Source organism: Amycolatopsis sp. cmx-4-83, from assembly GCF_046548815.1.
Classification (GTDB): domain Bacteria; phylum Actinomycetota; class Actinomycetes; order Mycobacteriales; family Pseudonocardiaceae; genus Amycolatopsis; species Amycolatopsis pretoriensis_A.
Map to the genome: position 1 here is coordinate 200,095 of NZ_JAEBEF010000002.1, position 23,036 is coordinate 223,130.

Below are 23,036 nucleotides of genomic sequence, written 5' to 3' on the forward strand. Positions count from 1 at the left end.
GACCTGTAGCCCCGAGCACCGCAATTCCCCCGATAGGTACGGCACCACTCCACTTCCCCCGCACTCTGGAGTTCGTTGTGATTTCCCGTCCTCGACCCCGTCTGCTGACGGTGCTCCTCACCTTGCTCACCCTCGCGGGCGTCACCGCGCTCTCCGGGTGCAGCGACAGTTCCGCTTCGGGCAGCGGCGGCAAGATCACGCTCGGGTTCAGCGCCTGGCCGGGGTGGTTCCCCTGGCAGGTGGCGCAGGAACAGGGCCTGTTCGCCAAGAACGGCGTGAACGTCGACCTCAAGTACTTCGACAACTACACCGACAGCATCAACGCCCTTTCCAGCGGCGCCATCGACGCCAACAGCCAGACCCTCAACGACACGCTGTCCTCGGCGTCCGGCGGCGCCAAGCTGTCGATCGTGCTGGTGAACGACAACTCCACCGGCAACGACAAGATCATCGCGCGGGACGGGATCAACGCGATCGCCGACCTGAAGGGCAAGAAGGTCGCGGTCGAGCAGGGCACGGTGGACCACTACCTGCTGCTGCTCGCGCTGCAGGCGGCGAAGCTGTCCGAAAAGGACATCCAGCTCGTCAACCTGCCGACCGACGCCGCCGCGGCCGCGTTCGTCGCCGGCCAGGTCGACGGGGTGGGTGCGTTCGCGCCGTTCACCTCGAAGGCGCTGGAGCGCCCCGGCAGCCGCGCGATCTCGACGTCGGCGGAGTTCCCCGGCGCCATCCCGGACCACCTCGTCACGTCGCAGAAGCTGGTCAAGGAGCACCCGAAGGACGTCCAGGCGCTGGTCAACACCTGGTTCGAGACGTTGACCTGGATCAAGAACAACAAGGACGCGGCCGTCGGGATCATGGCCAAGCGCGGTGGCGTCTCCGACGCCGACTACAAGTCCTACGACGCCGGCACCACGATCTTCACGCGCCAGCAGAACCTCGACGCGTTCACCCCCGGCGTCACCGCGCAGCACCTCGACTTCCAGGCGAACAAGATCATCGACTTCATCGTGAACACCGGGCTCGCCCAGCAGCGGCCGTCGCTCGACGGGTTGTTCGACGACCAGTTCGTCAAGGCCGCGCCGCAGTGACCGGTCCGACCCAGCGCACCACCTCGGCGAGCCCGGCCGACGAACGGGCTGCCGAGGCACTGGAAGCCGAGCAGCGGCTCGCCGAACAGCAGGAGTCCGGGCGGGGCCGTCCCGCCTGGGCGCCGCTGCCCCGCCGGACGGCGCCGAAGCCCGGCTCGGCGCTGTTCTCCTTGCGCAAGCCCATTTCCGCGACCGCCCGCTGGACGCTGGCGGTGCTGTCGTTCGCGATCCCGTTCCTCGCGTGGGTCGTGCTCAGCGTCAGCGGCGCCGTCGACTCGACGTTCCTGCCGTCCCCGGCCGCGGTGCTCAAGGCCGGGCTCGACATGGCGGGCAGCGGCGAGCTCTTCGACGACCTCTGGGCGACCACCCAGCGCGTCCTCGAAGGCTTCGGCCTCGCCGTGCTGGTCTCGGTGCCGCTCGGCATCCTGATGGGCACCTTCGCCGCGGGGCAGGCGTTCTTCGAACCGCTGATCGGCCTGCTGCGCTACCTGCCGGCGAGCGCGTTCATCCCGCTGCTGATCATCTGGCTCGGCCTCGGCGAGCCGTCGAAGATCGCCATCCTCTTCATCGGGACGGTCTTCTTCAACACGCTGATGACCGCCGACGTCGTCCGCGGCGTGCCGGCCTCGCTGCTCGACGTCTCCTACACGCTCGGCGCGCGCCGGGGCGAGGTGCTGCGCAAGGTCGTCGTGCCGCACTCGCTACCGGGCATGATCGACGCGATCCGGGTCAACGCCGCCGCGGCGTGGAACTTCGTGGTCGTCGCCGAGCTGATCAACTCCTCGGCGGGCCTCGGCTACCGGATCGTCCGCGCGCAGCGGTTCCTGCAGACGGACAAGATCTTCGCGGTCCTGGTGGTCATCGGGGTCGCCGGGCTCGTCATCGACGTCCTGCTGCGCCTGCTGCGCACGCAGGTGGGGAAGTGGGCGGCATGACGCTGGAACTGCGGAACGTCGCCAAGGACTACCACGCCGGTGGCCGGGTGACCCGCGCGCTCGACGGCGTGGACCTCGAGGTGCTGCGCGGCGAGTTCGTCTGCGTCGTCGGCGCGAGCGGCTCCGGCAAGTCGACCCTGCTGTCGCTGGTGGCCGGGCTCGACCGGCCGACCGACGGCGAGATCGTGCTCGACGGCGTCCCCGTGACCGGCCCCGGACCGGACCGCGGGCTCGTCTTCCAGTCCGGCGCGCTCTACCCGTGGCGCAACGTCGAGAAGAACGTCGCGTTCGGACTGGAGCTGCTCGCGCTCGACGCGGCCGAGCGCGCCGAGCGGGTCGACTGGTACCTCGCCGAAACCGGCCTGGCCACCGTGCGCAAGTCGCTGCCGAAACAGCTGTCCGGCGGCCAGAAGCAGCGCGTCGCGATCGCGCGCGCCCTGGCGTGCGAGCCGGATGTGCTGCTGCTGGACGAACCCTTCGGCGCCTTGGACGTCCAGACCAAGGAGGACATGCAGGTGCTGATCCGCCAGGTGTGGGCCGACACGGGCACGACGGTGCTGATGGTCACCCACGACGTCGAGGAAGCGGTGTTCCTCGGCGGCCGGGTGGTCGTGCTCGCCTCCGACCCGGGGCGGATCGCCGCCGACGTCGAGGTGGAGCTGCCCGCCGAGCGCGACCTGGCGGTGAAGCGCGAACCGCGGTTCCTCGCGCTGCGCGCCCGGATCGAGGACCTGGTCCGGGAGCAGCACCGGAGCCACGTGAGCCGGGTGGCCGCGGTCGAGTGAGAACGCAAGACGGGAAGGTGGCGGGATGAAGCACGGCGGGGCGACCGCGGAACGCACGGGCAGCGGGGGTTTTCTCACCCGGCTCGGCATTCGCGGCAAGCTGAACCTGCTGCTCCTGCCACCGCTGGTCGCGGTGGTGCTGGTGTCGGTGCCGTTCGTGCTGACGCAGGCGAGCAGCGCCGTGGCCGCGACGCAGTCGGCGACGGTGGCGCGGCACACCCAGCAGCTCGGCGGCCTGGTCTGGCAGCTGCAGCGCGAGCGGCTGCTGACCGGCGCTTTCGTCGCCACGCCGTCGATGCCCGCCGACCAGATGCTGCAGCAGCAGAAGGCGGTGAACGCGGCCGTCGAGAACGTGCGGTCGTCACTGGGCTCCGACGCGCCGGACGAGCTGGCCGCCGCGCTGACCCGGGTCGGCTCGCTGAACGAGCTCCGGCAGAACGCGCAGCGCCGCGGCGTCGCGCTCGACAGCGTCGCCCGCACCTACCACGCGGTGATCGGCGCGGTGATCGACTCGCTGCGGCTCGTCCCGCAGCTGACCAGTGACGCCGAAGGCACGCGGGAGCTGACCGCGCTGGAGGCGCTGCTGCGCGCGAACGAGGAGAACTCGTTGCGCGGCATGGCGTTGATCGTGACGGCGGTTTCGCCCGAAGCCGGCCGGTCCATCCTGGACGACGCGACCCAGCAGGCGCCGATCTTCACCGACCGGTTCGTCCAGCAGGCCGACGACGAGACCGACCGCTCGCAGTCCGCGCTGGTCGTCAACGTCGAGCAGAGCGAAGCGGGCCGCCGGCTCAACGACCTCGCCGTCCAGATCGACAACCCCCGCAGCGAGGCCGGGACCACCCAGTACGTCGCCGACGTCCTGAGCGCGTCGGAATCCCAGGCCGGGCAGCGGAAACTGGTGCAGGAGAAGGTCACCGGCGAAATCGCCGACGCGGCGACCGGCCGCGCCGACGCCGGCACCCGGCTGGCCTGGACGGTCGGCATCGGCGCGGCCGCGCTGTTCCTGCTGGTCGCCTTCCTCGCCGTCGCGGTCGCCCGCTCGATCGCGCAGCCGCTGCGGCGGCTGACCACGGCGGCGACGTCGGTCGCCGACCTCGCCGGCACCGAGCTCGTCCGCGTGACCGACACCGAGGAGGCCGAGGAGCAGGTCCCGCGGCTGGCCACCATCGACGTCGTTTCGAGCGACGAGCTCGGCAAGCTGGCCGCCGCGTTCAACCGGGTCCAGACCACCGCGGCCGAGCTGGTCGAGCGGCAGGCGCTCACCCGGCGCAACACCGGCCTGATGTTCGCGAACGTCGCCAAGCGCACGCAGAACCTCGTCGGCCGCCAGCTGGCGCTGATCGACGAGGTCGAGCGCAACGAGCAGGACACCCGGCTGCTGGCCAGCCTCTACCGGCTCGACCACCTCTCCACCCGCCTCCGCCGGAACGCGGACAACCTGCTCGTGGTGTCCGGTACCCGCGACGAGACCCGCATCGCCGGCCCGATCGAGCTGTCCACGGCCCTGCGCTCGGCGCTCGCGGAGATCGAGGACTACCAGCGGGTCAAGCTCGGCGTCGTCGCCGACATCCTGCTGTCCTCGGCGCTCGGTGCCGACCTGGTGCTGGTGTTCGCCGAGCTGCTGGAGAACGCGACGTCGTTCTCGCCGCCGGGGTCGATGGTCGAAGTGGACACGATGATCCTCAACGACGGCTCGTGCCTGGTGAACGTCGTCGACCACGGCATCGGCATGACCGCGGAGAAGATGGCCGAAGAGAACAAGCGGCTCGTCGAGCGCGAACGCCTCGAGCTGGCGCCGACGAGTGTGCTCGGCCTGTTCGTGGTCGGCCGCCTGGCCCGGCGCCACGACCTGGGCGTCGAGCTGCTCGCGACGCCGACCACCGGCGGCGTGACCGCGCGGCTGACCGTCCCGCCGTCGCTGTTCAGCCACCGCACCGGGCTGCTCCCGAAGACCGAGCCGGTGCCGGCGATCCCGGCGCAGGTGGCGCCCACGCCGAAACCGCGTCCGGCGGAAGCCGTCGCGGTGACCTCCGTGTCCACTTTGGACGAACTGCGGCCGGTGGCGCGCCCGGCCGAACTGCCCGCGCCGGCGATCCCGGCGCTGCTCGGCCACGGCAACGGCTTCCGCTGGTTCAACCAGCTCGAACCGGTGTGGCCGGACGCCGAACCCGCCGACCCGCCCGCGGCGCCCGTCGCCGAGCCGGAGCCCGAGACCCGGGGTGGCCTGCGCCGCCGCGTCCGCGGAGCTCAGCTGCCCGACCCGGGCACGACGGCGGCGGTGGCCGGCGACGACAAGCCGCGCCACGACCCGGACGCGACCAAGCTCGCCATGGACGGCTTCCAGAGCGCTTTCGCGCGGGCCGCCGAGGTCAGCGCGATGGACACCGACCCGCCGTCCGCCCCGCCGACGGTGGTGACCGCACCCGTCGCCCCCGCACTTTCACGTGAAAGTGCTGACCTGGGCGCTGCACTTTCACGTGAAAGTGCAGCTTTGCTGCCGGGCGATGGCGCGTCGCTGCCGGTGCGCGTTCCCGGGGAGTCGGCGATGCCCGGTGGCGCGGTTCCCGCCGTGGCGCCGGCCGCCGCGGCCCCGCAGTCCCGGGACGGCCTGGTCCGCCGCGTCCCCGGTGCCCAGCTCGCCCCCGGCCTGCGCCAGCAGCCCGCGGGGCGGCCGATCGCCCGAGCCGTCGTCAACCGCAGCAAGCGGGACCCGGCGGCCGAGCGAGCGGCGTTCGACGCGTTCGCCGCCGGCCTCGCCAAGGCGGACGCGGTTACGGCAGACAGCCCGCCCCAAGGCGTGGTCGCCGGTCGTGTGATGGAACGAGGAGAAGAGAGCAGGAAATGAGCATCCCCGCACCTGGCGTCAGTGTCGAAGCCCAGAACTTCAACTGGCTGGTGAGCCGCTTCGCGCAGCACACCGCGGGCGCGATCGCCGCCATCGCGGTCTCGGCCGACGGCTTGCTGATCGCGGTGTCCTCGGAGCTCGAGCGCTCCAACGCCGACCGCCTCGCCGCGATCTCCTCCGCCATGCTCGGCCTCGCGCACGGCGTCTCCGAAAGCCACCCGCTCGGCTCGCCGGACAAGGTGATCATCGAACTGGAGCACGGCTACCTGCTGGTCTGCACCATCAGCATCGGCTGCTCGCTCGGCGTCCTCGCCAACAAGCAGGCCAGCCTCGGCACGATCGCCTACGAGATGGCGATGTTCGCCAACCGCGCCACCGAAGTCCTCACGCCGGGCCTGATCGAGGAGCTCAAGAACACCGTGGGTGCGTGATGGCCGAAGAGCCGGACATCTCGCTGCTGCGGCCGTACCTGATGACCTCGGGGCGGGCGCAGCCGGTGGACCAGACCCTCGAGATCGAGGCGCAGGTCATGACGTCCCGCCTGGGCGCGGCCTCGCACCCGAAGCTCACGTTCGAGCGGCAGGAAATCGTTTCCCTCTGCCGGAGCACGATGTCGGTCGCCGAGGTGGCCGCCATGCTCGGCCTCCACATCGGCGTCGCCCGCGTGCTGGTGGCCGACCTCGCCGAGCTGGGGTACGTCGTCGTCCGGCGCCCGGGCAACCACAACAAGCACGACCTCGGCATGATCGAAAGGGTCATTCGTGGACTCGAAGCCATTCACTGAACCGGCGGCCCGCCCGCCGGCCCCGGTCAAGATCGTCATCGCGGGCGGCTTCGGCGTCGGCAAGACGACCGCGGTCGGCGCCATCTCGGAGATCAAGCCGCTGACGACCGAGGCGGCGATCACCTCGGTGGCGGCTTCGGTGGACCGCACCGGCCACGTCCCGGCCAAGACCACCACGACGGTCGCGCTGGACTTCGGCTGCATCACGATCGACGACGAGGTCAAGCTGTACCTGTTCGGCACCCCCGGCCAGGACCGCTTCGGCTTCATGTGGCAGGACCTGGTCCACGGCGCGCTGGGCGCACTGGTGATCGTGGACACCCGCCGCATGGACGACTGCTACCCGGCGGTCGACTACTTCGAGAAGGCCGGCCTGCCGTTCGTGGTGGGGGTGAACATGTTCAACGGATCGCTCGGCCACAACCTGGAGGACATCCGCTGGGCCCTCGCGGTCGGCGACGACGTCCCCCTGATCACGTTCGACGCGCGGCAGAAGCTTTCGGTGCGGGACGCGCTGCTCGCGGTGCTGCACAACACGTTCAAGAAGGCCCGAGCCCAGGCGGGCGCGGGGGCGTGAAGGGTTCTCGGCAGGTCTGGAGAGCTCCAGAGAGGGGTTCCCGAGACGTACCCGGGACTACCCGACTACACTGATCCACGGACCCCGCGCGGCGTCCACCCTGTGAACCTCCCCAGGGCCGGAAGGCAGCAAGGATAAGCAGGCTCTGACGGGTGCGCGGGGTCCCCTTTTTTTTGCCCTAGAACAGGCCCAGGACGTCGTCCGGGGGTTTCGGGGGCGGTGGGGTGTCCGCGTCCGTGATCACCGCTGCTCGGCCTGCCAGTTTGTGCAGCTCCGGGCCGTGGACGCACCTCGCCGGGAACGCCGCCGAGGCCGTTCGGCGCTCGAGCTCCGCTGTCGGCAGTGCCGAAGCCGAGGCCGCGAAGACCAGGTTGCCGAAGCGGCGGCCCTTCAGGACCGCCGGGTCCGCCAGCACCAGGACCTCCGGGAAGACCGCCAGCAGCGTCGCCAGGAAGCGGCGGGCGAACGGCAGGCCCGAGCCGTCCGTGATGTTCGCCAGGTACGTGCCCGGGGGGCGGAGGATGCCGGCGATCGCGCGGGTCGCCTCCAGCGTGGCCAGGCCGCCCGCCAGCTTCGCGCGCTCGAACGCGTCGACCACCACCAGGTCCGCCGTGTCCTCGCGGCGGGTCGCCAGGCCCGTGCGGCCGTCGGTGATCCGGACGCGCAGGCCCGGGAGCCGCAGGCCCAGCTGGGCGCGGACCAGGTCGACCAGCTCGCCGTCGGCGTCGAACACCAGCTGTCGCGAGCCCGGCCGCGTCGCCGCCACGTAGCGCGGCAGCGTGCACGCCGCGCCGCCGATGTGCAGCGCGTCGACGGGCCCCGGCGGCAGCAGGTCCACCACGTCCCCGAACCGGCGGACGTAGTCGAACTCCAGGTCGGCCGGATCGTCGAGGTCGACGTAGGACTGCGCGACGCCGTCCACCGACAGCAGCCACGCGTTGCCCCGGTCGGCGTCCCGGACCAGCTCCGCGGTCCCGAACCGCACCGGGTACCGCCCGGGCACCGGCCCGGTCTTCCGCGAACGACTCACGAACCCGGAGGTTATCGGAAACATTCCGCCCGGCCCGGCGATAAGTGAGCGGAACGATCATCGATCGAGGGGGTTTTTCTTGCGTGCGAACGCAGTAATCGCCACTGTGGCACTCGCCGCCGTCGCCTGGGCGACGCCGGCCGCCGCGGACGTCCTGCCCGACCGGGCCCAGGCCGTCTCGCTGCTGGAGACCGGCGGACCCGGCGTGAGCCGAGCCGCCGAAGCGGCCTTGCTCGGCTCACCCGCCGACCTGCAGACCTTTCTGGCCACCGGCCAGTTCCGGGCGAAGAACGACGACGACCGCGTCCTGGTCAACCAGGCCATGGCGAGCGGCGGCCCGGTCACCAAGCGCGCCGCGCAGCAGGCGCTGGACGGCACCGTCGAGGACATCCGGGCCTTCCTCGCCACCGGGCTGCCCCAGGCGCGGATCGCGGACGACCGGATCGCGGTCGGCCAGGCCATGAGCGCCGGCGGCCCGACCGTCAACGCCCGGGCCCAGAAGGCCCTCGACGGCACGCCCGCCGACGTCCGCGCGTTCCTCGAGACCGGCCTGCAGCAGGCGCGCGACACCGACGAGCGGATCACCGCCAACCAGGCGCTCGCCGCCGGCGGTCCCGAGGTCCAGGCCGCCGCGCAGACCGCGCTCGACGGCACCCCGGACGACGTCCGGTACTTCCTCTCGCTGTGGCGCCAGGTCGCCGCGAACGGGGACGCCGAACTCGCCGCGCTCCAGGCGCAGGTCGACTACGGCAAGGCCGCCGCGGCCAACCACAGCGCGATCGGCGTCCAGCTGGCCAAGAGCAGGGCCACGACCATCGCCTCGGACGCGCGCCAGGCGAACACCGACCGGCTCGCCGGCCAGCGGGCCCAGGGCCAGCACGACGCGCAGGTCGCGGCCGGTGCGGCCGCCGACGCCGAGCAGCAGGCCCGCGACGCCGCCGCCCGCGCGGCGCAGGCCGAAGCCGACAACGACAAGCTGCTCACCGACGCGGCCGACCCGGCGCTGACCGTGCCGAACGGCCGTCGTGCGTCGGCCTACCTGCTGCGGCACGGCGCCGCCGCCGTCAAGAACGCGGCCCGCGTCGCGCTGAGCGGTTCCGACGACGACGTCGTCACCTTCGTGCGCGGCGGGCTCGCGGCCGCGCAGGAGACCGACGACCGCGCCGCCGTGGCGGCGATCGCGGCCGACCCGAAGGCCCGCCCCGGGCTGCGGCAGGCCGCCCGCGACGCGCTCGCCGGGCCGTACGCCGGCGTCGCCGCGCTGCTGCGCACCGGCGACTACCCGGGCCGCGACACCGACGACCGCGTCGAGGTGAACCGGATCATGGCGGCCGGTGGTTCCGCGACGAAGTCGGCGGCCCAGCGGGCGCTGGACGGCACCGTCGCCGACGTCCGCGAGTTCCTCGCCCACGGGCAGTACGTCGCGCACCTGATCGACCTGCGCGTCTACGCGACCCGGACGTTGTCCGAGGGCCCCGAGGTCGAGGCCGTCGCGCAGGGCGTCCTCGACGGGCCGGACTCGTTCCTGCAGCCGTACCTGGACGGTGGGCTGGCGAAGGCGCGGGCGCGTGACGCCTTCACCACCGAGCACGTCGCCAAGGTGAACGCGCTCCTGGCGCAGCTGCCCTGACCGCACGGCGAAGGTTGTCGGTGGTGCCCGGTAGTCTCGCGGCGTGGCTCTCGCGCTGTACCGCAAGTACCGTCCGGCGACCTTCGCCGAGGTCGTCGGTCAGGAGCATGTGACCGATCCCCTCCGCACGGCGTTGTCCGCCGGGCGGATCAACCACGCCTACCTCTTCTCCGGCCCGCGCGGCTGCGGCAAGACGTCGAGCGCGCGCATCATGGCGCGCTCGCTGAACTGCGTCGAAGGCCCCACCCAGGACCCGTGCGGGAAGTGCAACTCCTGCAAGGCGCTCGCGCCCGAGGGGTCGGGCAGCGTCGACGTCACGGAGCTGGACGCGGCGAGCCACGGTGGTGTCGACGACGCCCGCGAGCTGCGGGACAAGGCGTTCTACGCGCCGGCCGAGTCGCGCTACCGCGTGTTCATCATCGACGAGGCGCACATGGTCACCACGCAGGGCTTCAACGCTCTGCTGAAGATCGTGGAAGAGCCGCCGGAACACGTCATCTTCATCTTCGCCACCACCGAGCCGGACAAGGTGCTCACCACCATCCGCTCGCGCACGCACCACTACCCGTTCCGGCTGATCCCGCCGAGCTCGATGCGCGCGCTGCTGGAGCGCAACATCGCCGCGGAGGGCGTCGAGGTCGAGCCGTCGGTGTACCCGCTGGTCATCCGCGCGGGCGGCGGGTCGGCGCGGGACACGCAGTCGGTGCTCGACCAGCTGCTCGCCGGCGCCGGGCCCGAAGGCGTTTCGTACAGCCGGGCAGTGGCACTGCTGGGCGTCACCGACGTCGCGCTGATCGACGACATGGTGGACGCGCTGGCGACCGAGGACGCGGCGACGGTGTTCGGCACGGTCGAGAAGCTCGCCGAAGCCGGCCACGACCCGCGCCGGTTCGCCACGGACCTGCTCGACCGGCTTCGTGACCTGGTGCTGCTGCGCGCGGTCCCGGATTCCGCGGGCGGGCTGGTGTCCGCGCCGGAGGAGGAACTCACGCGGATGGTGGCGCAGGCCGAGCGGATCGGCCTGGGGACGCTGTCGCGTTATGCGGACATCGTCCACAATGGACTCCTGGAGATGCGGGGCGCGACTTCTCCGCGGCTCGTGCTGGAGTTGCTGGCCGCCCGGATGCTGCTGCCGTCGGTGACGGACGCGGAGAAGGCGCTGCTGGCCCGCATCGAACGGCTGGAGCGCCGCGCGACGGCTCCGGCCGCCCCGGTCGAGGGCGGCGTCGAGCCGCCGATGCGGGCGACGGCGGAGGGGAAGTTCTCCCGTCCTTCGCAGCGCGCGGCTTCGGCCGGGCCGGCGCCGGTGGCGGAGGCGGCTGAGCCCGCGCCGTCGGCCGCGCCTCCGGCTGCTTCGGCCGGCAGTGCCGCTGCTTCGGCGGGCGCTGGTGCCGTGACTTCGGCTGCCGCAGCTTCGGCGGCTGGCCCTCAGTCCGCGGAGAGCGGCACCCCCGCCCCCGCCGCGTCCGGCACTCCGGCCGCGCCGCCTTCCGATGGCGGCTGGAGCACCCCGCGCACCCCCGGCGGCGGCACGCCCGCACCCGCCGCGCCCGCTCCTGCGGCGGACGGCGCGATGGACGCCGCCGCGATCCGGAACATCTGGCCGCAGCTCATGACCGCGTTGCGCAAGTTCACCGGCGGGCGCAGCCTCGAAGCGATGCTGACGCAGGCCACGGTGGCGAGCGTCGAGGGGCACGCCCTCACGCTCACGCACAAGTCCGAGCCCCTGTCCCGCCGCCTCTCCGACCAGGACAACGCGCGCAAGATCGCCGGCGCGCTGTCCGACGTCCTGGGCGGCGACTGGCAGGTCCGCTGCATCCACGGCAACGCCCCGGCGACCCCCGCCGCCCGCGCCCAGCAGGCGGCACCGGCTCCGGAGCGCTCGTTCACCCGCCAGTCCGCGGCAACGGCCGCTCCGCCCGCCGCCGCGGCCCCGGCCCGGCCCGCGACCCCGCCGCCGCCCGTGCGCCTCAAGGTCGCGACGAGCGAACCGGACATCCCGCTGCCCCCGGAACCGGCCGACGAGGACGACGAGGACCTCTACAACGAGGACGCCAGCCCGGCCCCGCCGCCGCCCCCACCGCCGCCGGACCAGGACCCGGACGAGCTGGCCCGCAAGCTCATCTCCGACCACCTCGGCGCCCGCCCGCTGGACTGACCGCCGTCAGGACGCCCAGGGACCGATCCCGGTGACGCGGTCGGCGGTGATCCGCACGATCACCGCCGTCGGCGAGCCCTGGTTGCCGAGCAGGTGCTTCTCGACCCCGAGGCAGCGCTGCGCCTGGCGGTCCATCAGCGCCGTGAACTCGTCGGCGATGTCCGGTCCCTCGATCCGGGCCGTCCCGCGGACCAGCAGGTACTGCGGCAGCCCGCGGGCGTCGACGCCGTCGCGGTCTTCGACGAGCACCGTGACCCGCGGGTCGCGGCGGATGTTGCGCACCTTGGGCCGGCGCCCCCTCCATGCCCATCACGATCTCGGCCCCTCCCGGCTGGCCCAGACCAGCGGTGGCTGCTTTCGGGGAGTTCCATGCCCTCGACGCTAGGGCGCGGAACGTCTTCCTCGCCACCTCCCCGGCCTGCCTGACGATCGAGATCATCGCCATCAGGCAGGCGGTCGTGTTCGCGCTGAGCCGCGGGTCGAGTACTCGCTGACCGGCCTCGGCCGGACGCTCGTCGAGCCCATCGGTGTCCTCACCCGGTGGCCACCGACCACGGCGAAGCCGTCGTGGCGGCTCAGGAAGCCAGGTAAGCCTCGATCGCCGCGGCGATCGAGGCGGCGAACTGCTGACGCCCCGCCGCGCTCGTCATCCGGGCCGCTTCCGCCGCGTTGCGCATGTTGCCGCACTCCACCAGGGCGGCCGGGCGGGTGGAGAGGTTCAAGCCGCCCAGGTCCCCACGGGCCGACAGGCCGTTGCCGCCGATGTAGTTCGCCGTGCTGAAGCCGCCCGTGCGCATCGTGTCGCGCAGGACCTCCGCCAGCCGGAGGGAGGGCGGGCCCTGTGACTCGTTCAACGGCGGGGACGAATACGCGACGTGGAAGCCGTTCGCGCCGGCCGCCGTCGAGCCGTCGGCGTGGATCGAGACGACGGCGTCCGCGTTCGCCTCGTTGCCGATCGCCGCGCGGCGATCGACGCAGGGGCCGACGCCCGTGTCGTCCTGTCGCGTGTAGACGACCCGGATCCCCTTGGCCGCCAACGCATCCCCGACCCGGTGGGCGACGTCGAACGTGAAGGCGTGCTCCGGGTAGCCCGCGTTGGTCGCGGTGCCGGTGGTGTTGCACGGCTTGGTCTGGCCGCGCCCGGCGGGCACCGGGCGGTTGATCTCCGCCGGGTGGGACGCGTTGCCGCCGTTGTGCCCCGGGTCGAGCACGACGACCTTCCCCGGCGCGGGGGCCACCACCGAAGACGGCGCCGAGGTGGACGGCGGGGGCGGTGGGGTCACCGTCGTCGGCGTCGGCGTGACCGTCCGCGTGGTGACGGGAGCGGGTGCCGGGGCCGCCGGGGTGCCGTCGGAGCAGCCGGTGAGCAGCAGGGCACCGGCCAGCAGGGGTGGGGCAATCGCGCGTCGCACGGCGACCACGGTGCCACAGCCCGGCGCCCCGCGTGGCGCGACTACCCTGGTGGGGACACAGGCGTGCAGAGAGGACCGAGTGCGATCATGGTGCAACCCGGCGGCGGTTTCGACATTTCCCAGCTGATGCAGCAGGCCCAGCAGATGCAGCAGAAGCTCGTCGAGGCCCAGGAGGAGCTCGCCAACACCGAGGTCACCGGCACGGCCGGTGGCGGGCTGGTCACCGCGACCGTCTCCGGTGACAGCCAGCTGAAGAACCTGCAGATCGACCCGAAGGTGGTCGACCCGGACGACGTCGAGACGCTGTCCGACCTGATCGTGGCGGCGGTCCGCGACGCGTCGGCGAGCGCGCAGAAGCTCACCGAGCAGAAGCTCGGCCCGCTGGCCGGCGGCCTCGGTGGCGGTGGCGGCATGCCGGACCTCGGCGCCCTCGGCTTCGGCGGCTGACGAACTTGTACGAAGGTGTCGTCCAGGACCTGATCGACGAGCTCGGGCGGCTGCCCGGGGTCGGGCCGAAGAGCGCCCAGCGGATCGCGTTCCACCTGCTGGCCGCGGACCCGGCGGACATCTCGCGGCTGCAGGACGTCCTCGGCAAGGTCAAGGAAGGCGTGCAGTTCTGCGAGATCTGCGGCAACGTCTCCGAGCAGCCGACCTGCCGCATCTGCCGCGACGAGCGCCGCGACCTCACGGTCATCTGCGTGGTCGAGGAGCCGAAGGACGTCCTGGCCGTCGAGCGCACGCGCGAGTTCAAGGGCCGCTACCACGTCCTGGGCGGCGCGCTCGACCCGTTGTCGGGCATCGGCCCGGAGCAGTTGCGGATGCGCGAGCTGCTCAAGCGGCTCGGCGAGCACGACATCAGCGAAATCATCATCGCGACCGACCCCAACACCGAGGGCGAGGCCACGGCGACGTACCTCGTCCGGATGCTGCGCGACTTCCCCGGCCTGTCGGTGACGAGACTCGCCTCGGGTCTCCCGATGGGCGGCGACCTCGAGTTCGCCGACGAGCTGACGCTGGGCCGCGCGCTTTCGGGCCGCCGGGTGCTCTAGGCCGATCGACGGAAGATCACCCGGAACCCGGTGCCACGGGTAAAGAATCATTGACCTGCGGCTGATGCGCGCTTAATGTCCATCGCGGCGTCCGGGGAGGGATGCCGTAGCGGCTGCACGGTCCCCTTCGGTGGCACCGTTTTCCCCGGGCGAACGACGTTCGCCGACCGGGGGGATGGACCGCGATGAAGCCGAGATCGTCGTCGAGACGGGGAATCGGGCTCTGGAGGAACACGGCGATCGTCGTGTTCCTCTTTTCGTTGCTGGCGGGGCTCGTCTCGCCACCGGCGCTCGCCGCCGACCCCGACGACCCCCCGGCGGTCCTGACCGACCGGGCCCGGACCGTCGCGGCGTGGCGCACCGGTGGCCCCGGCGTCAAGGAAGCGGCCGTGGCCGCGCTGGCCGGGACCGACGACGCCGTCCGGCAGTTCCTGTCCACCGGCCTCGCGAGCACCACCGCGCAGGACGACCGGGTGCAGGTGGCGCAGCTGCTGGCCACCGCGGGACCGGCGCTGAAGACGGCCGCGCAGGCCGCGCTGTCCGGCACCCCCGAGGAGATCAAGGCCTTCCTCACCACCGGCATCCGCGCGCCGTGGGAACAGGACACGCGGGTCCGGATCGCGCAGCTGATGGCCGTCGGCGGCCCCGGCGTGAAGGAAGCGGCCCAGGCGGCGTTGAACGGCACCGTCGCGGACCTCTCGCGGTTCGTGCTGTCGGGCCACGACACGGCGCTGGCGCACGACGAGCGCGTGCTGGCCGCGCAGATCCTCGCGGTCGGCGGGGCGGAAGTGAAGCGTGCCGCGCAGATCGCGTTGTCCGGCACGCGCGAAGAGCTGCAGGAATTCCTCGAGACCGGCCAGTACGCGGCCCGGGAACGGGACGGCGAAGTCGCGACCGTGGCCGGCCTCGCGGCGGCGGCCAAGGAAGAAAGCGAGCGCGCGGCGACCGAAACGACGCTCGCGAAGCAGGCGTCGGAGCGGGCGGTCCAGGCCGCCGACCTGGCTCGCCAAGCTGCCGAAACGGCGGCGGCGGAGACGGCCGCGGCCAAGGACGACTCGGTCAAGGCGGCCAACGCGGCGGGCCGGGCGGCCGACGCCGCGACGCGGGCCGCCGCGGCCGCGCGGGAGGCCATCGGCGCGGCCAACGATGCGACACAGGCGGCCAAGGTCGCGGCCACCGCCGCCCAGCGCGCGGCCGTGGCGGCGGTGCTCGCCGGCCGGGCCGCGGGTGCGGCGCAGCGCGCGGCGGCGGACGCGCGGACCGACGCCGGCAAGGCGGACGACGCGCGCAAGGCGGCCATCGGGGCTCGTCAGGCGGCGGCCAGCGCCCGGCTCGCGGCGGACGCCGCGGTGGCGGTCGGCGACGCGGCCCGTGCCGCGGGCGCCGCGGTGCAGGCGGCGTCTTCGGCCGCCGCGAACGCCCAGAAGGCGGGTGATGCGGCCGGCGCGGCCGCCAACCAGTCCGCCGCGGCCGGTGCGCAGGCCGAGCGGGCCAAGAAGGCCGCGGCCGACGCCAAGCGAGCGGCGTCGCGGGCCACCCGCGCCGCGAACGCGGCCGGTGCGCTGGCCGCCGAAGCCGCTTCGGCCGCGCAGGAAGCGCGAACGGCCGCCCTCAGCGCGGCCACGCACGCCGAAGCGGCCGCGGCAGCCGCGGACGAGGCGGCCGCGCACGCCGGGGAAGCCGACAAGGCGGCGACGGAATCGGAAGCGCACGCCCGCGCCGCCAAGGAAGCCGCCGATGCGGCGACAGCGGCGGCCGCGCAGGCGAGCCGGACCCAGGAGGTGGCCCGCCAGGCGGAGGCCGAGCGCCTGGCGACGGAAACCGAGGAAGCGGTCGAGCTCGCCCAGGCCCTGCGCACCGAAACCGAGACCATTCCGGCCGAAACCCTCTGGGACACCCCGGAATCCGACCGGATGAACGCCGAAGCGAAGCGCTTGCTGGCCGAAGCTTCGGCGCCCGGCGCCCCTCGGGCGACCGTGGTCACCGACGGTCGCAAGATCGCCGTCGAACAGCTCGCGGCGGCCGGGCCGATCAGCCGGTCCCGCGCCGAAGCGGTGCTCGGCGGCTCCGACGACGACGTCGTCGAGTACGTCACCGGCGGCCTGACCGCGGCCGCCTACCAGGACGACCGCGCACGGGTCGGCCACCTCGCCCAGAGCGAGAACACCGCGCTGGCGCAGGCCGCGCTCGCCGCGTTGGGCGGGACCGACGTCCAGGTCAACGAATTCCTGAAGACCCAGCCGTACGAGGGCAAGGAGCACGACGAGCGCACGGCGATCGCGCAGCTGCTCGCCGCGGGCGGCCCGGCCACGAAGGAGGCGGCGCAGGCCGCGCTCAACGGCTCGGCCGCCGACCGGCGGGCGTTCCTGCGCACCGGCCAGTTCTCCGCCGCGAAGAAGGACGACCGCATCGCCGTCGCGCAGGCGCTTGCGACCGGCGGAGCCGAGGTGAAGGCGGCGGCGCAGATCACCCTCGCCGGCCCGGACGACGAGCTGCGCGAGTTCCTGCAGGTCGGCAAGGCCCAGGCGCAGCGCCGGGACCAGGACACCGCCGCACACGTCGCGGTCGTCCAGCGTTACGTCTCCGAAGCGGCGGCCTCCGCGGCCTCGGCGCGGGAGTCGGCGTCGTGGGCGGCGGCAGCGGCGGCGACCGCCCGCCACGCGGCCGACGAGGCCGCCGGGTACGCGGCGCAGGCCCGCCAGTCGGCCACCGATGCAGGCAACTACGCGAACCAGGCCAAGGCGTCCGCCGCCTCGGCGCAGGCATCGGCGGAGCAGGCGGCACTGTCCGCGAAGCAGGCGCGTCAGGCGGCGGCGACGGCCCAGCAGGCCGCAGCCCGGGCGGCGGACTCCGCGGCGAAGGCAGCGCACTCGGCGGCGGTCGCCCGCTCGATGGCCCAGTGGGCCGCGAGCGAGGCCGAAGACGCCCGGAGGGCAGCCGCAGACGCAGGCAAGAGCGCGTCGGAGGCCGCGGACGCCGCGGCCGAAGCGGTCGAGGCGTTCCTGCGGACGCACAACAACGAGCAGCTGAACGGACCACCGCAGCGTTTCCGGGTCGCCGAGTTCGAGAACGGCGTGATGGTGCTGTTCACCGACGGCACCTGCCTGGTCAACGGGCTGGTGCTGCCGTTCGCGGACTACGGGCTGTCGGCGTGCGAGGCGATCGGGCGCAACTTCGACTCGTGGATCACCGAGCACGGCGACGAGTACGACAGCGCGGATGCCGTCGGAGGCGAGTTTTCGGACCTGTTGCTGCGGGAGTACTGCAACAAGGGCGGTGCGTGCAGCGCGGAGCTGAAGAACCAGCTCAAGTCCCTCACCGGCTTCTTGCTGGTCAAGAAGGAAGCGGGCATCGGGAAGCCGTTCGGCCGGCTGCTGCAACGGATGCTGAAGCTTCGCGCGGCCGGGGTGGTCGCCGACAAGATCGGGGTGCTTCCCGGGCGCTCATTGGGTGTGCTGTCGGGCTGGACGAGCAAGGCGTTCCAGGTCGGCGGTCAAGAGGCGAGGCTGAACCAGGATTACCTCAAGCACATCCTCGAACGACACCACCCGAAGTACTGGGACGGCAGCTTCAAGAAAGATCAGAGCTTCTTCGACACGCGGATGACCATCCCGGACATCGAGGACGCGATCCGCCAGGTGCTCACCCAGAACCAAGCGAAGATCATCGCGAACGGCGGTACCAACGCCAGTACCAAGATCGAAGGCCTCGTCAACGGCGTGACCTACCGAGGTACGGTCGACGGTGGCAAGGTCGTGCAGTTCTACCCGAAGTAAGAGGTGTGATGGGCACGGTGGAGCGGGTACGGACCGTACTCGACGTCGGGCAGCGGGATTTCTGCTTCGTCGACGTTCTCGACTGCACCGAGTTGCCGCCGAAACGGCGGGTCGACGATCCGGGCGGCGCGATCCTGTTGACTGTCAACGGGGTCGCCCTGCTCGACGAAGACCTGTACTCGACCATCGAGCTGTTGTGGATCTTCGTGGCTCAGCTCGTCGGCGACTACCGCCGGGACGGGCGAGCCGTGACGTCGTTCCCGGACCAGTCGATCGACATTTCGCTCGAGCCGGTCCCGCGGAAACTGCTTCGGATCACGGTGGCCGGGAAGGACTTCCGCCGCACTTCGGTCGCCGGTGAAGAGGAGTTGCTTTCAGCCATCGTCACCGGGGGGCTCGAATTCTTCGAGAAGATGACCGAACTGTCCGATCGGAACTTTTCGGCAGCAATAAGGCGGCTCACCGGTCCCTGACCGGTGAGCCGCCCGTGAGAATGCGATCAGGCCGGGCCGGAATTGAGTTCCAGGAGCGACGAAGGCCCGTTCTGGGGGTCCGCTCCTTCGCCGACCGAAGTCCACGAGTTCCTTTCGATGTCGACCACCTTCGGAGTGCCCTTCACGAGCATCGTCGCTTTGAGGGAGTGGTCGTCGGCCTTGATGAGGTAGACCTTGGCGAGGTCGAGGCTCAGGTAGCCCTTGTTCGCCGTGACGTGGAAGCAGAACGTCGCGTCGTTCGTGCGGCTCCACACCTCGATGCGGTTCCCGCTGGTGGCGCAGTCGGTGAACAGGATGTGGCCGTCGCCCTTGAGCAGGCGGATGCCGTGCTCGGCGAAGATCTGGTCGGCGCCCGGGTAGTCGTAGTCCTCGACGATGGGCGGGGGTGTGTCGTCGGCGGCCGCGGTGGCCACGGTGGGGCCGGCGACGAGCGCGGCGGCGGTCAGAACGACTGCGCCGAATGCACTATTGACAGATTTCACGAATGTCCTCCCCTGAATTCAGGTACGGATGTTACTTGACCACCTGATAGCCAAAATGTGACATGTGTCACCGGCTGGTGTGGTAAAAAACTGTCTATCTTTCGCGATGAGCCCCGAGGGGCGGGAACTGCTTCGCGAAACTTAAGAGGGGGAACTCTGGTGGATCGCACACGAACAGCGGGAAGAACCGCGATCGGCGGTGTGCTGCTGGTGACCGGGCTGCTCGCCGCCGTTCCGGCGTCGGCGGTGTCGCACAGCTCGGTCGCCGCCGACGGGACCTACGGCTTCACCGCCAAGCTCACCATGGACGGCCGGGCCTGCAGCGGCGTGCTCGTCGCGCCCGACTGGGTTGCCACGGCCGCCAGCTGCTTCCCGGAGAACCCGCAGGGCGGGGCGCCGGCGAAAGCGACCACGGCCGTCGTCGGGCGGACCGACCTCACCGGGTCCGCCGGCCACTCCGCCGCGGTCACCGGGCTGGTGCTCGCCGCCGGGCGCGACCTCGCGCTGGCCCGGCTCGCCGCCCCGATCACCGACGTCGTCCCGATTTCGCTGTCGGCCACCGCGCCCGCGGCGGGGGAAAAGCTGCGGGTCGCCGGGTTCGGCCGCACCGACACCGAGTGGGTGCCCGACAAGCTGCACAGCGCGGTCTTCACCGCCGGGGCGAACACCGCCACCACGGCGAGCCTCACCGGGGACGCCGGCGCGGACACCTGCCGCGGTGACGCCGGGGGACCGGCGTTCCGCGAGGTCTCCGGCCGCGCCGAACTGGTCGGCGTCAGCAGCGCTTCCTGGCAGCACGGCTGCTTCGGCGAGACCGAGACCAGGCAGGGCAGCACCGCGGCCCGGACCGACGACGTCGTGTCCTGGATCCGGCAGACCGTGCTCGCGCCCGTGGCCAAGGGCGTCGGGCACACGATCGTCGTGAGCTGGAACGGGTTGCCTGCGGCGGACAACGCCAGCTACGCCGTCTACGGTTCGACGACCGCGGACGTCCCGGTCGACGCGGCCCACCGGCTCACCACGACGTCTTCGCTGTCGTTCACCCAGCCGCAGTTGCCGGCCAAGCAGACGCGGTACTACCGCGTCGTCGCCACCCCGGCGGCCGGCCCGGCCAGCGCGCCGACGGCGGTCGTCTCCGCCACGACGCCGCTGTCCAAGGGCACCGACTTCACCGGTGACGGCCTCGAAGACGTCGGCGCGGTGTACGACTTCAAGAACGCGCGGACCGGTCTCTACGTCTGGCCTTCGCTCGGCCCGGGTTCGGCCGAATCCCCGATCCTCGGCACTCCCGCGCTCAAGTGGGACAGCGGAAACGGCGCGGTGAACGCCGCCCAGGCGCGCTGGCTGACCGGTGACTTCAACGGCGACGGCCGCAGCGACTTCGCGATGGTCTACGACTACCTCAACAACAGCTCGACCATCTGGCTCTGGTACGCCAACGCCGCGGGCGGGTTCGACGCGCAGGGTGTCAAGTGGGACAGCGCGAACTTCTCGCCGAGCAAGGCGCGGTTCGTGGCCGGCGACTTCGACGGTGACGGCCGCACCGACATCGGCGCCGCCTACGACAACGGCAACGCCAGCATGTCGTTCCTCACCTGGCACGCCACGGCGACCGGGATCGACGCCCCGGTGACCCAGTGGACCACCGCCGCCGGGGTCTGGGGTCTCGCCCAGTCGACGTGGGTGGCAGGCGACTTCACCGGGGACGGCCGCGCCGACCTCGCGTCGTTCTACGACTACCGCAACAACACGGCGAACCTGTTCCTCTGGACCGCGAACGCGGCCGGCAAGTTCGACGACAAGGGCGTGAAGTGGAACGGCCTGACCTTCACCCCGGCCAAGGCGCGGTTCGTGACCGGCGACTTCGACGGTGACGGCCGCATCGACATCGGCGCGGCCTACGACAACGGCAACGCCGACACCACGTTCTCGACCTGGCACGCGACGGGCGACGGGTTCGACGCCCCGGTCACCAAGTGGGACAGCGGTGCGGGGACCTGGTCGTGGGCCAAGTCGCAGTGGACCGCGCCGGACATCGACGGTGACGGCCGGGCCGACGTGATCGCCAGCTACGACTACGGGAACTCGAACACCGGCCTGTTCTACTGGCACACCGCCCAGAACGGCGCCCTCGATGACCGCGGCGGCAAGTGGAACAGCAACGGGACGTTCAGCGCGGCCCAGGCCGTGTTCCTCTGACCGGCTGAGCCGGAGCGGGCCGTTCACGTTCTCGTGAACGGCCCGCTTTCTCGTTACCGGCCCCAGTTTTCGATGTCGGGGGCGCCCATGTCGGTGTTCCAGTACCAGTGGGTCAACGTGCCGTTGGTGGACCGGCCGTAGATGTTTTCCTGGCTGTCGGTGGCGAACCCGGTGGGGTTGGCGCCGAGGTTGCCGCCCCAGTTGTCGTGACGGGGCTGGTTGTCTTCCGGCGTCCAGTACCAGTGGCCGAGCTGGTTGTCGGGGGTGCGGGCGAAGACGTGCTGCTGGTCGTTCCACACGTAGGCGACCGGGTTGCCCTGGATCGCGGCACCGAGGGGTTCGTCGACAACTTCTTCGTCGGGGGTCCAGTAGAAGTGCTTGAGAGTTCCGTCGGTGCCACGCGCGAAGACGTGCTGCTGCTCCCCGAACGCGTACCCCGTCGGGTCGCCGGCGATGGTGCTGGAACCCCAGACGCCGTAGTTGGGGTCGGCGTCGGTCGGGGTCCAGTACCAGTGGGCCAGGTGCCCGTCGGTGGTGCGGCCGAAGACGTGCTGCTGGTCGCCCCAAACGTACGCGACGGGGTCACCCGCGACCGATTGGGTCTGGGTTTCCTCGACCACGCCCGTGTCGGGGGTCCAGTAGAGGTGCTTGAGCTTGCCGTCGGTCCCGCGGGCGAAGATGTGCTGCTGGTCCCCGAACGCGTAGCCGGTGGGGTTGCCCGCGATGTCGTCGGCACCCCACTGCTCGAAGTTGGGGTCGGCGTCGGTGGGGTACCAGTACCAGTGCCCGATGGTGTTGTCGGTCAGCCGCGCGAAGACGTGCTGGGTGTCCCCGGCGACGAACGCGACCGGCTCACCGGCCAGAGCACCGGGGTAGGACTCCGATTCGATGGACTCGCCCGCGTTGTAGGAGTGCAAGAGCGACCCGTCGGCGCCCTTCGAGAACATGTGCTCCTGGGTCCCGTACCGGTAGGACGCCGACGCCGCGATGCCCTCGTCGCCCATCGGGGCCGGCTGGCCGATGTCGTCGACGATGTTGCGGTAGCGCATCGGGGTGAAGGTGCGGATGTAGGACTGCGTGGTCCAGGCCCGCTCGACCGCCGGGTTGCCGTAGTCGAACTCCTCGCGGACGATCGGCTGCGTCTTGGCGGCGTCGTTCCAGGCGAGGAAGAGCGCGATGTGGCCGTTGCGCCACAACGCGTCGCCGGGCCGCAGGTCCGCCCAGCCGATGGCGTCCATCCGCGACGGCAGGGTCGCGGTGGTCAGGCTCGTGCTGAGGTTCCAGGCCATCGAAACGAACCCGGAGCAGTCCTGGCGGTAGGTGCCGTACTGGTTGGTGTGGTACGCGGACTGGCTGTACATCACGTGCTCGTCGATCCACGACCTCGATCTGGTCAGCACTTCGGAGCGCGTGATCTGGCCGTTTTCGACCGAGGTCATCGCCCGGGCGGCGGTCTTCGGGTGGCTCGGCACGCCGGCGGTGCCTTCGTGCGGCAGCGCGCCGGGGTGGGCGGGGTCGTAGTAGGCGGCCGCGGCCGCCGGGCCGAGCGGGTGGGCCTGGGCGATCGCGGGGGCGGTGCCGGCGAGCACGAGCGAGGTGAGCACGGCGGCGACGACGGCACCGGTGCGCTGGACGGTCATGGGTTTCCTCCCGGGTGAACGCTCCGCCGTTCTCGGTGCGGCGGACTCGCCGGGAAACCGTGTCGCGGCAGGCTTCAAGTCCGCCCCAAATCCGCTTCAACGGGACTTGCAGGCGGTTTGGAGTCGACTTGGAGACCGGGCTTCCA

At 71.8% G+C, this 23,036-nt stretch carries 19 protein-coding genes and 1 other RNA gene; 15 read left to right on the plus strand and 5 right to left on the minus strand.

Going from position 1 to position 23,036, the window contains the following annotated elements; genetic code table 11:
- The first annotated feature begins 77 nt into the window (after positions 1-77).
- The 8 genes from ACLJQM_RS05965 to ffs all read left to right on the plus strand — a co-directional run bounded on the left by ACLJQM_RS05965 (position 78) and on the right by ffs (position 7,191).
- A complete protein-coding gene (locus ACLJQM_RS05965; RefSeq protein WP_410630402.1) occupies positions 78-1,091 on the plus strand; it encodes an ABC transporter substrate-binding protein in 1,014 nt (337 codons plus the stop codon).
- The gene (locus ACLJQM_RS05970) at positions 1,088-2,026 is read left to right on the plus strand and encodes an ABC transporter permease (RefSeq protein WP_410630403.1); all 939 of its coding nucleotides are present in this window, start codon (positions 1,088-1,090) and stop codon (positions 2,024-2,026) included. The genes ACLJQM_RS05965 and ACLJQM_RS05970 overlap by 4 nt, the downstream gene beginning before the upstream one ends.
- Entirely contained in the window at positions 2,023-2,811 is a 789-nt protein-coding gene (locus ACLJQM_RS05975; RefSeq protein WP_247017125.1) for an ABC transporter ATP-binding protein, read from the plus strand. Before ACLJQM_RS05970 ends, ACLJQM_RS05975 begins: the two co-directional genes overlap by 4 nt.
- Before the next feature lie 25 nt (positions 2,812-2,836).
- A complete protein-coding gene (locus ACLJQM_RS05980; protein ID WP_410630404.1) occupies positions 2,837-5,659 on the plus strand; it encodes a nitrate- and nitrite sensing domain-containing protein in 2,823 nt (940 codons plus the stop codon).
- Positions 5,656-6,090: a roadblock/LC7 domain-containing protein gene (locus ACLJQM_RS05985; RefSeq protein WP_086861817.1), complete on the plus strand. Its 435-nt coding sequence runs from the start codon at positions 5,656-5,658 to the stop codon at positions 6,088-6,090. Before ACLJQM_RS05980 ends, ACLJQM_RS05985 begins: the two co-directional genes overlap by 4 nt.
- The gene (locus ACLJQM_RS05990) at positions 6,090-6,443 is read left to right on the plus strand and encodes a DUF742 domain-containing protein (protein WP_247025460.1); all 354 of its coding nucleotides are present in this window, start codon (positions 6,090-6,092) and stop codon (positions 6,441-6,443) included. Before ACLJQM_RS05985 ends, ACLJQM_RS05990 begins: the two co-directional genes overlap by 1 nt.
- Positions 6,421-7,020 (plus strand): GTP-binding protein, encoded by a 600-nt coding sequence (locus ACLJQM_RS05995; protein WP_247017129.1) that lies wholly within the window; start codon positions 6,421-6,423, stop codon positions 7,018-7,020. Before ACLJQM_RS05990 ends, ACLJQM_RS05995 begins: the two co-directional genes overlap by 23 nt.
- 76 nt (positions 7,021-7,096) lie before the next feature.
- Positions 7,097-7,191: signal recognition particle sRNA small type (gene ffs, locus ACLJQM_RS06000), an RNA gene on the plus strand.
- Between the two features lie 7 nt (positions 7,192-7,198).
- Here the strand turns inward: ffs and ACLJQM_RS06005 are convergent.
- A complete protein-coding gene (locus ACLJQM_RS06005) occupies positions 7,199-8,074 on the minus strand; it encodes a spermidine synthase (RefSeq protein ID WP_360779717.1) in 876 nt (291 codons plus the stop codon).
- 82 nt (positions 8,075-8,156) lie between these two features.
- Here ACLJQM_RS06005 and ACLJQM_RS06010 point away from each other — a divergent pair, with 82 nt between their 5' ends.
- Together ACLJQM_RS06010 and ACLJQM_RS06015 are read left to right on the plus strand one after the other, a co-directional pair.
- Positions 8,157-9,680, plus strand: a complete 1,524-nt coding sequence (locus ACLJQM_RS06010) for an ALF repeat-containing protein (RefSeq protein ID WP_410630405.1) — start codon at positions 8,157-8,159, stop codon at positions 9,678-9,680.
- 43 nt (positions 9,681-9,723) lie between these two features.
- On the plus strand, positions 9,724-11,838 hold the full coding sequence (locus ACLJQM_RS06015) for a DNA polymerase III subunit gamma and tau (protein ID WP_410630406.1): 2,115 nt from the start codon (positions 9,724-9,726) through the stop codon (positions 11,836-11,838).
- A gap of 6 nt (positions 11,839-11,844) precedes the next feature.
- Here ACLJQM_RS06015 and ACLJQM_RS06020 read toward each other — a convergent pair whose 3' ends face one another.
- Positions 11,845-12,120: a hypothetical protein gene (locus ACLJQM_RS06020; protein WP_410630407.1), complete on the minus strand. Its 276-nt coding sequence runs from the start codon at positions 12,118-12,120 to the stop codon at positions 11,845-11,847.
- A gap of 293 nt (positions 12,121-12,413) precedes the next feature.
- Positions 12,414-13,259: an N-acetylmuramoyl-L-alanine amidase gene (locus tag ACLJQM_RS06025; protein WP_247017137.1), complete on the minus strand. Its 846-nt coding sequence runs from the start codon at positions 13,257-13,259 to the stop codon at positions 12,414-12,416.
- A 78-nt stretch (positions 13,260-13,337) separates the two neighbouring features.
- Here ACLJQM_RS06025 and ACLJQM_RS06030 point away from each other — a divergent pair, with 78 nt between their 5' ends.
- The 4 genes from ACLJQM_RS06030 (at position 13,338) to ACLJQM_RS06045 (ending at position 18,548) form a co-directional block, all read left to right on the plus strand.
- A complete protein-coding gene (locus ACLJQM_RS06030; protein WP_247017138.1) occupies positions 13,338-13,697 on the plus strand; it encodes a YbaB/EbfC family nucleoid-associated protein in 360 nt (119 codons plus the stop codon).
- Between the two features lie 5 nt (positions 13,698-13,702).
- Positions 13,703-14,299, plus strand: a complete 597-nt coding sequence (recR, locus tag ACLJQM_RS06035; protein WP_247017140.1) for a recombination mediator RecR — start codon at positions 13,703-13,705, stop codon at positions 14,297-14,299.
- Positions 14,300-14,544: 245 nt separating this feature from the next.
- A complete protein-coding gene (locus tag ACLJQM_RS06040; RefSeq protein ID WP_410630408.1) occupies positions 14,545-18,075 on the plus strand; it encodes a chemotaxis protein in 3,531 nt (1,176 codons plus the stop codon).
- Positions 18,076-18,083: 8 nt separating this feature from the next.
- The gene (locus tag ACLJQM_RS06045; RefSeq protein ID WP_360779733.1) at positions 18,084-18,548 is read left to right on the plus strand and encodes a hypothetical protein; all 465 of its coding nucleotides are present in this window, start codon (positions 18,084-18,086) and stop codon (positions 18,546-18,548) included.
- Between the two features lie 26 nt (positions 18,549-18,574).
- Here ACLJQM_RS06045 and ACLJQM_RS06050 read toward each other — a convergent pair whose 3' ends face one another.
- Complete coding sequence (locus ACLJQM_RS06050) at positions 18,575-19,051, minus strand: hypothetical protein (RefSeq protein WP_410630409.1); 477 nt, start codon at positions 19,049-19,051, stop codon at positions 18,575-18,577.
- A gap of 159 nt (positions 19,052-19,210) precedes the next feature.
- On the opposite strand from ACLJQM_RS06050, the gene ACLJQM_RS06055 reads away from it, so the two are divergent.
- Positions 19,211-21,250, plus strand: coding sequence for a trypsin-like serine protease (locus tag ACLJQM_RS06055; protein WP_410630410.1), 2,040 nt, complete (start codon positions 19,211-19,213; stop codon positions 21,248-21,250).
- A gap of 53 nt (positions 21,251-21,303) precedes the next feature.
- Here ACLJQM_RS06055 and ACLJQM_RS06060 read toward each other — a convergent pair whose 3' ends face one another.
- Positions 21,304-22,890 carry a hypothetical protein gene (locus ACLJQM_RS06060; RefSeq protein WP_410630411.1) on the minus strand — a complete coding sequence of 529 codons (1,587 nt, stop codon included), beginning with the start codon at positions 22,888-22,890 and terminating at the stop codon, positions 21,304-21,306.
- Positions 22,891-23,036: the final 146 nt, after the last annotated feature.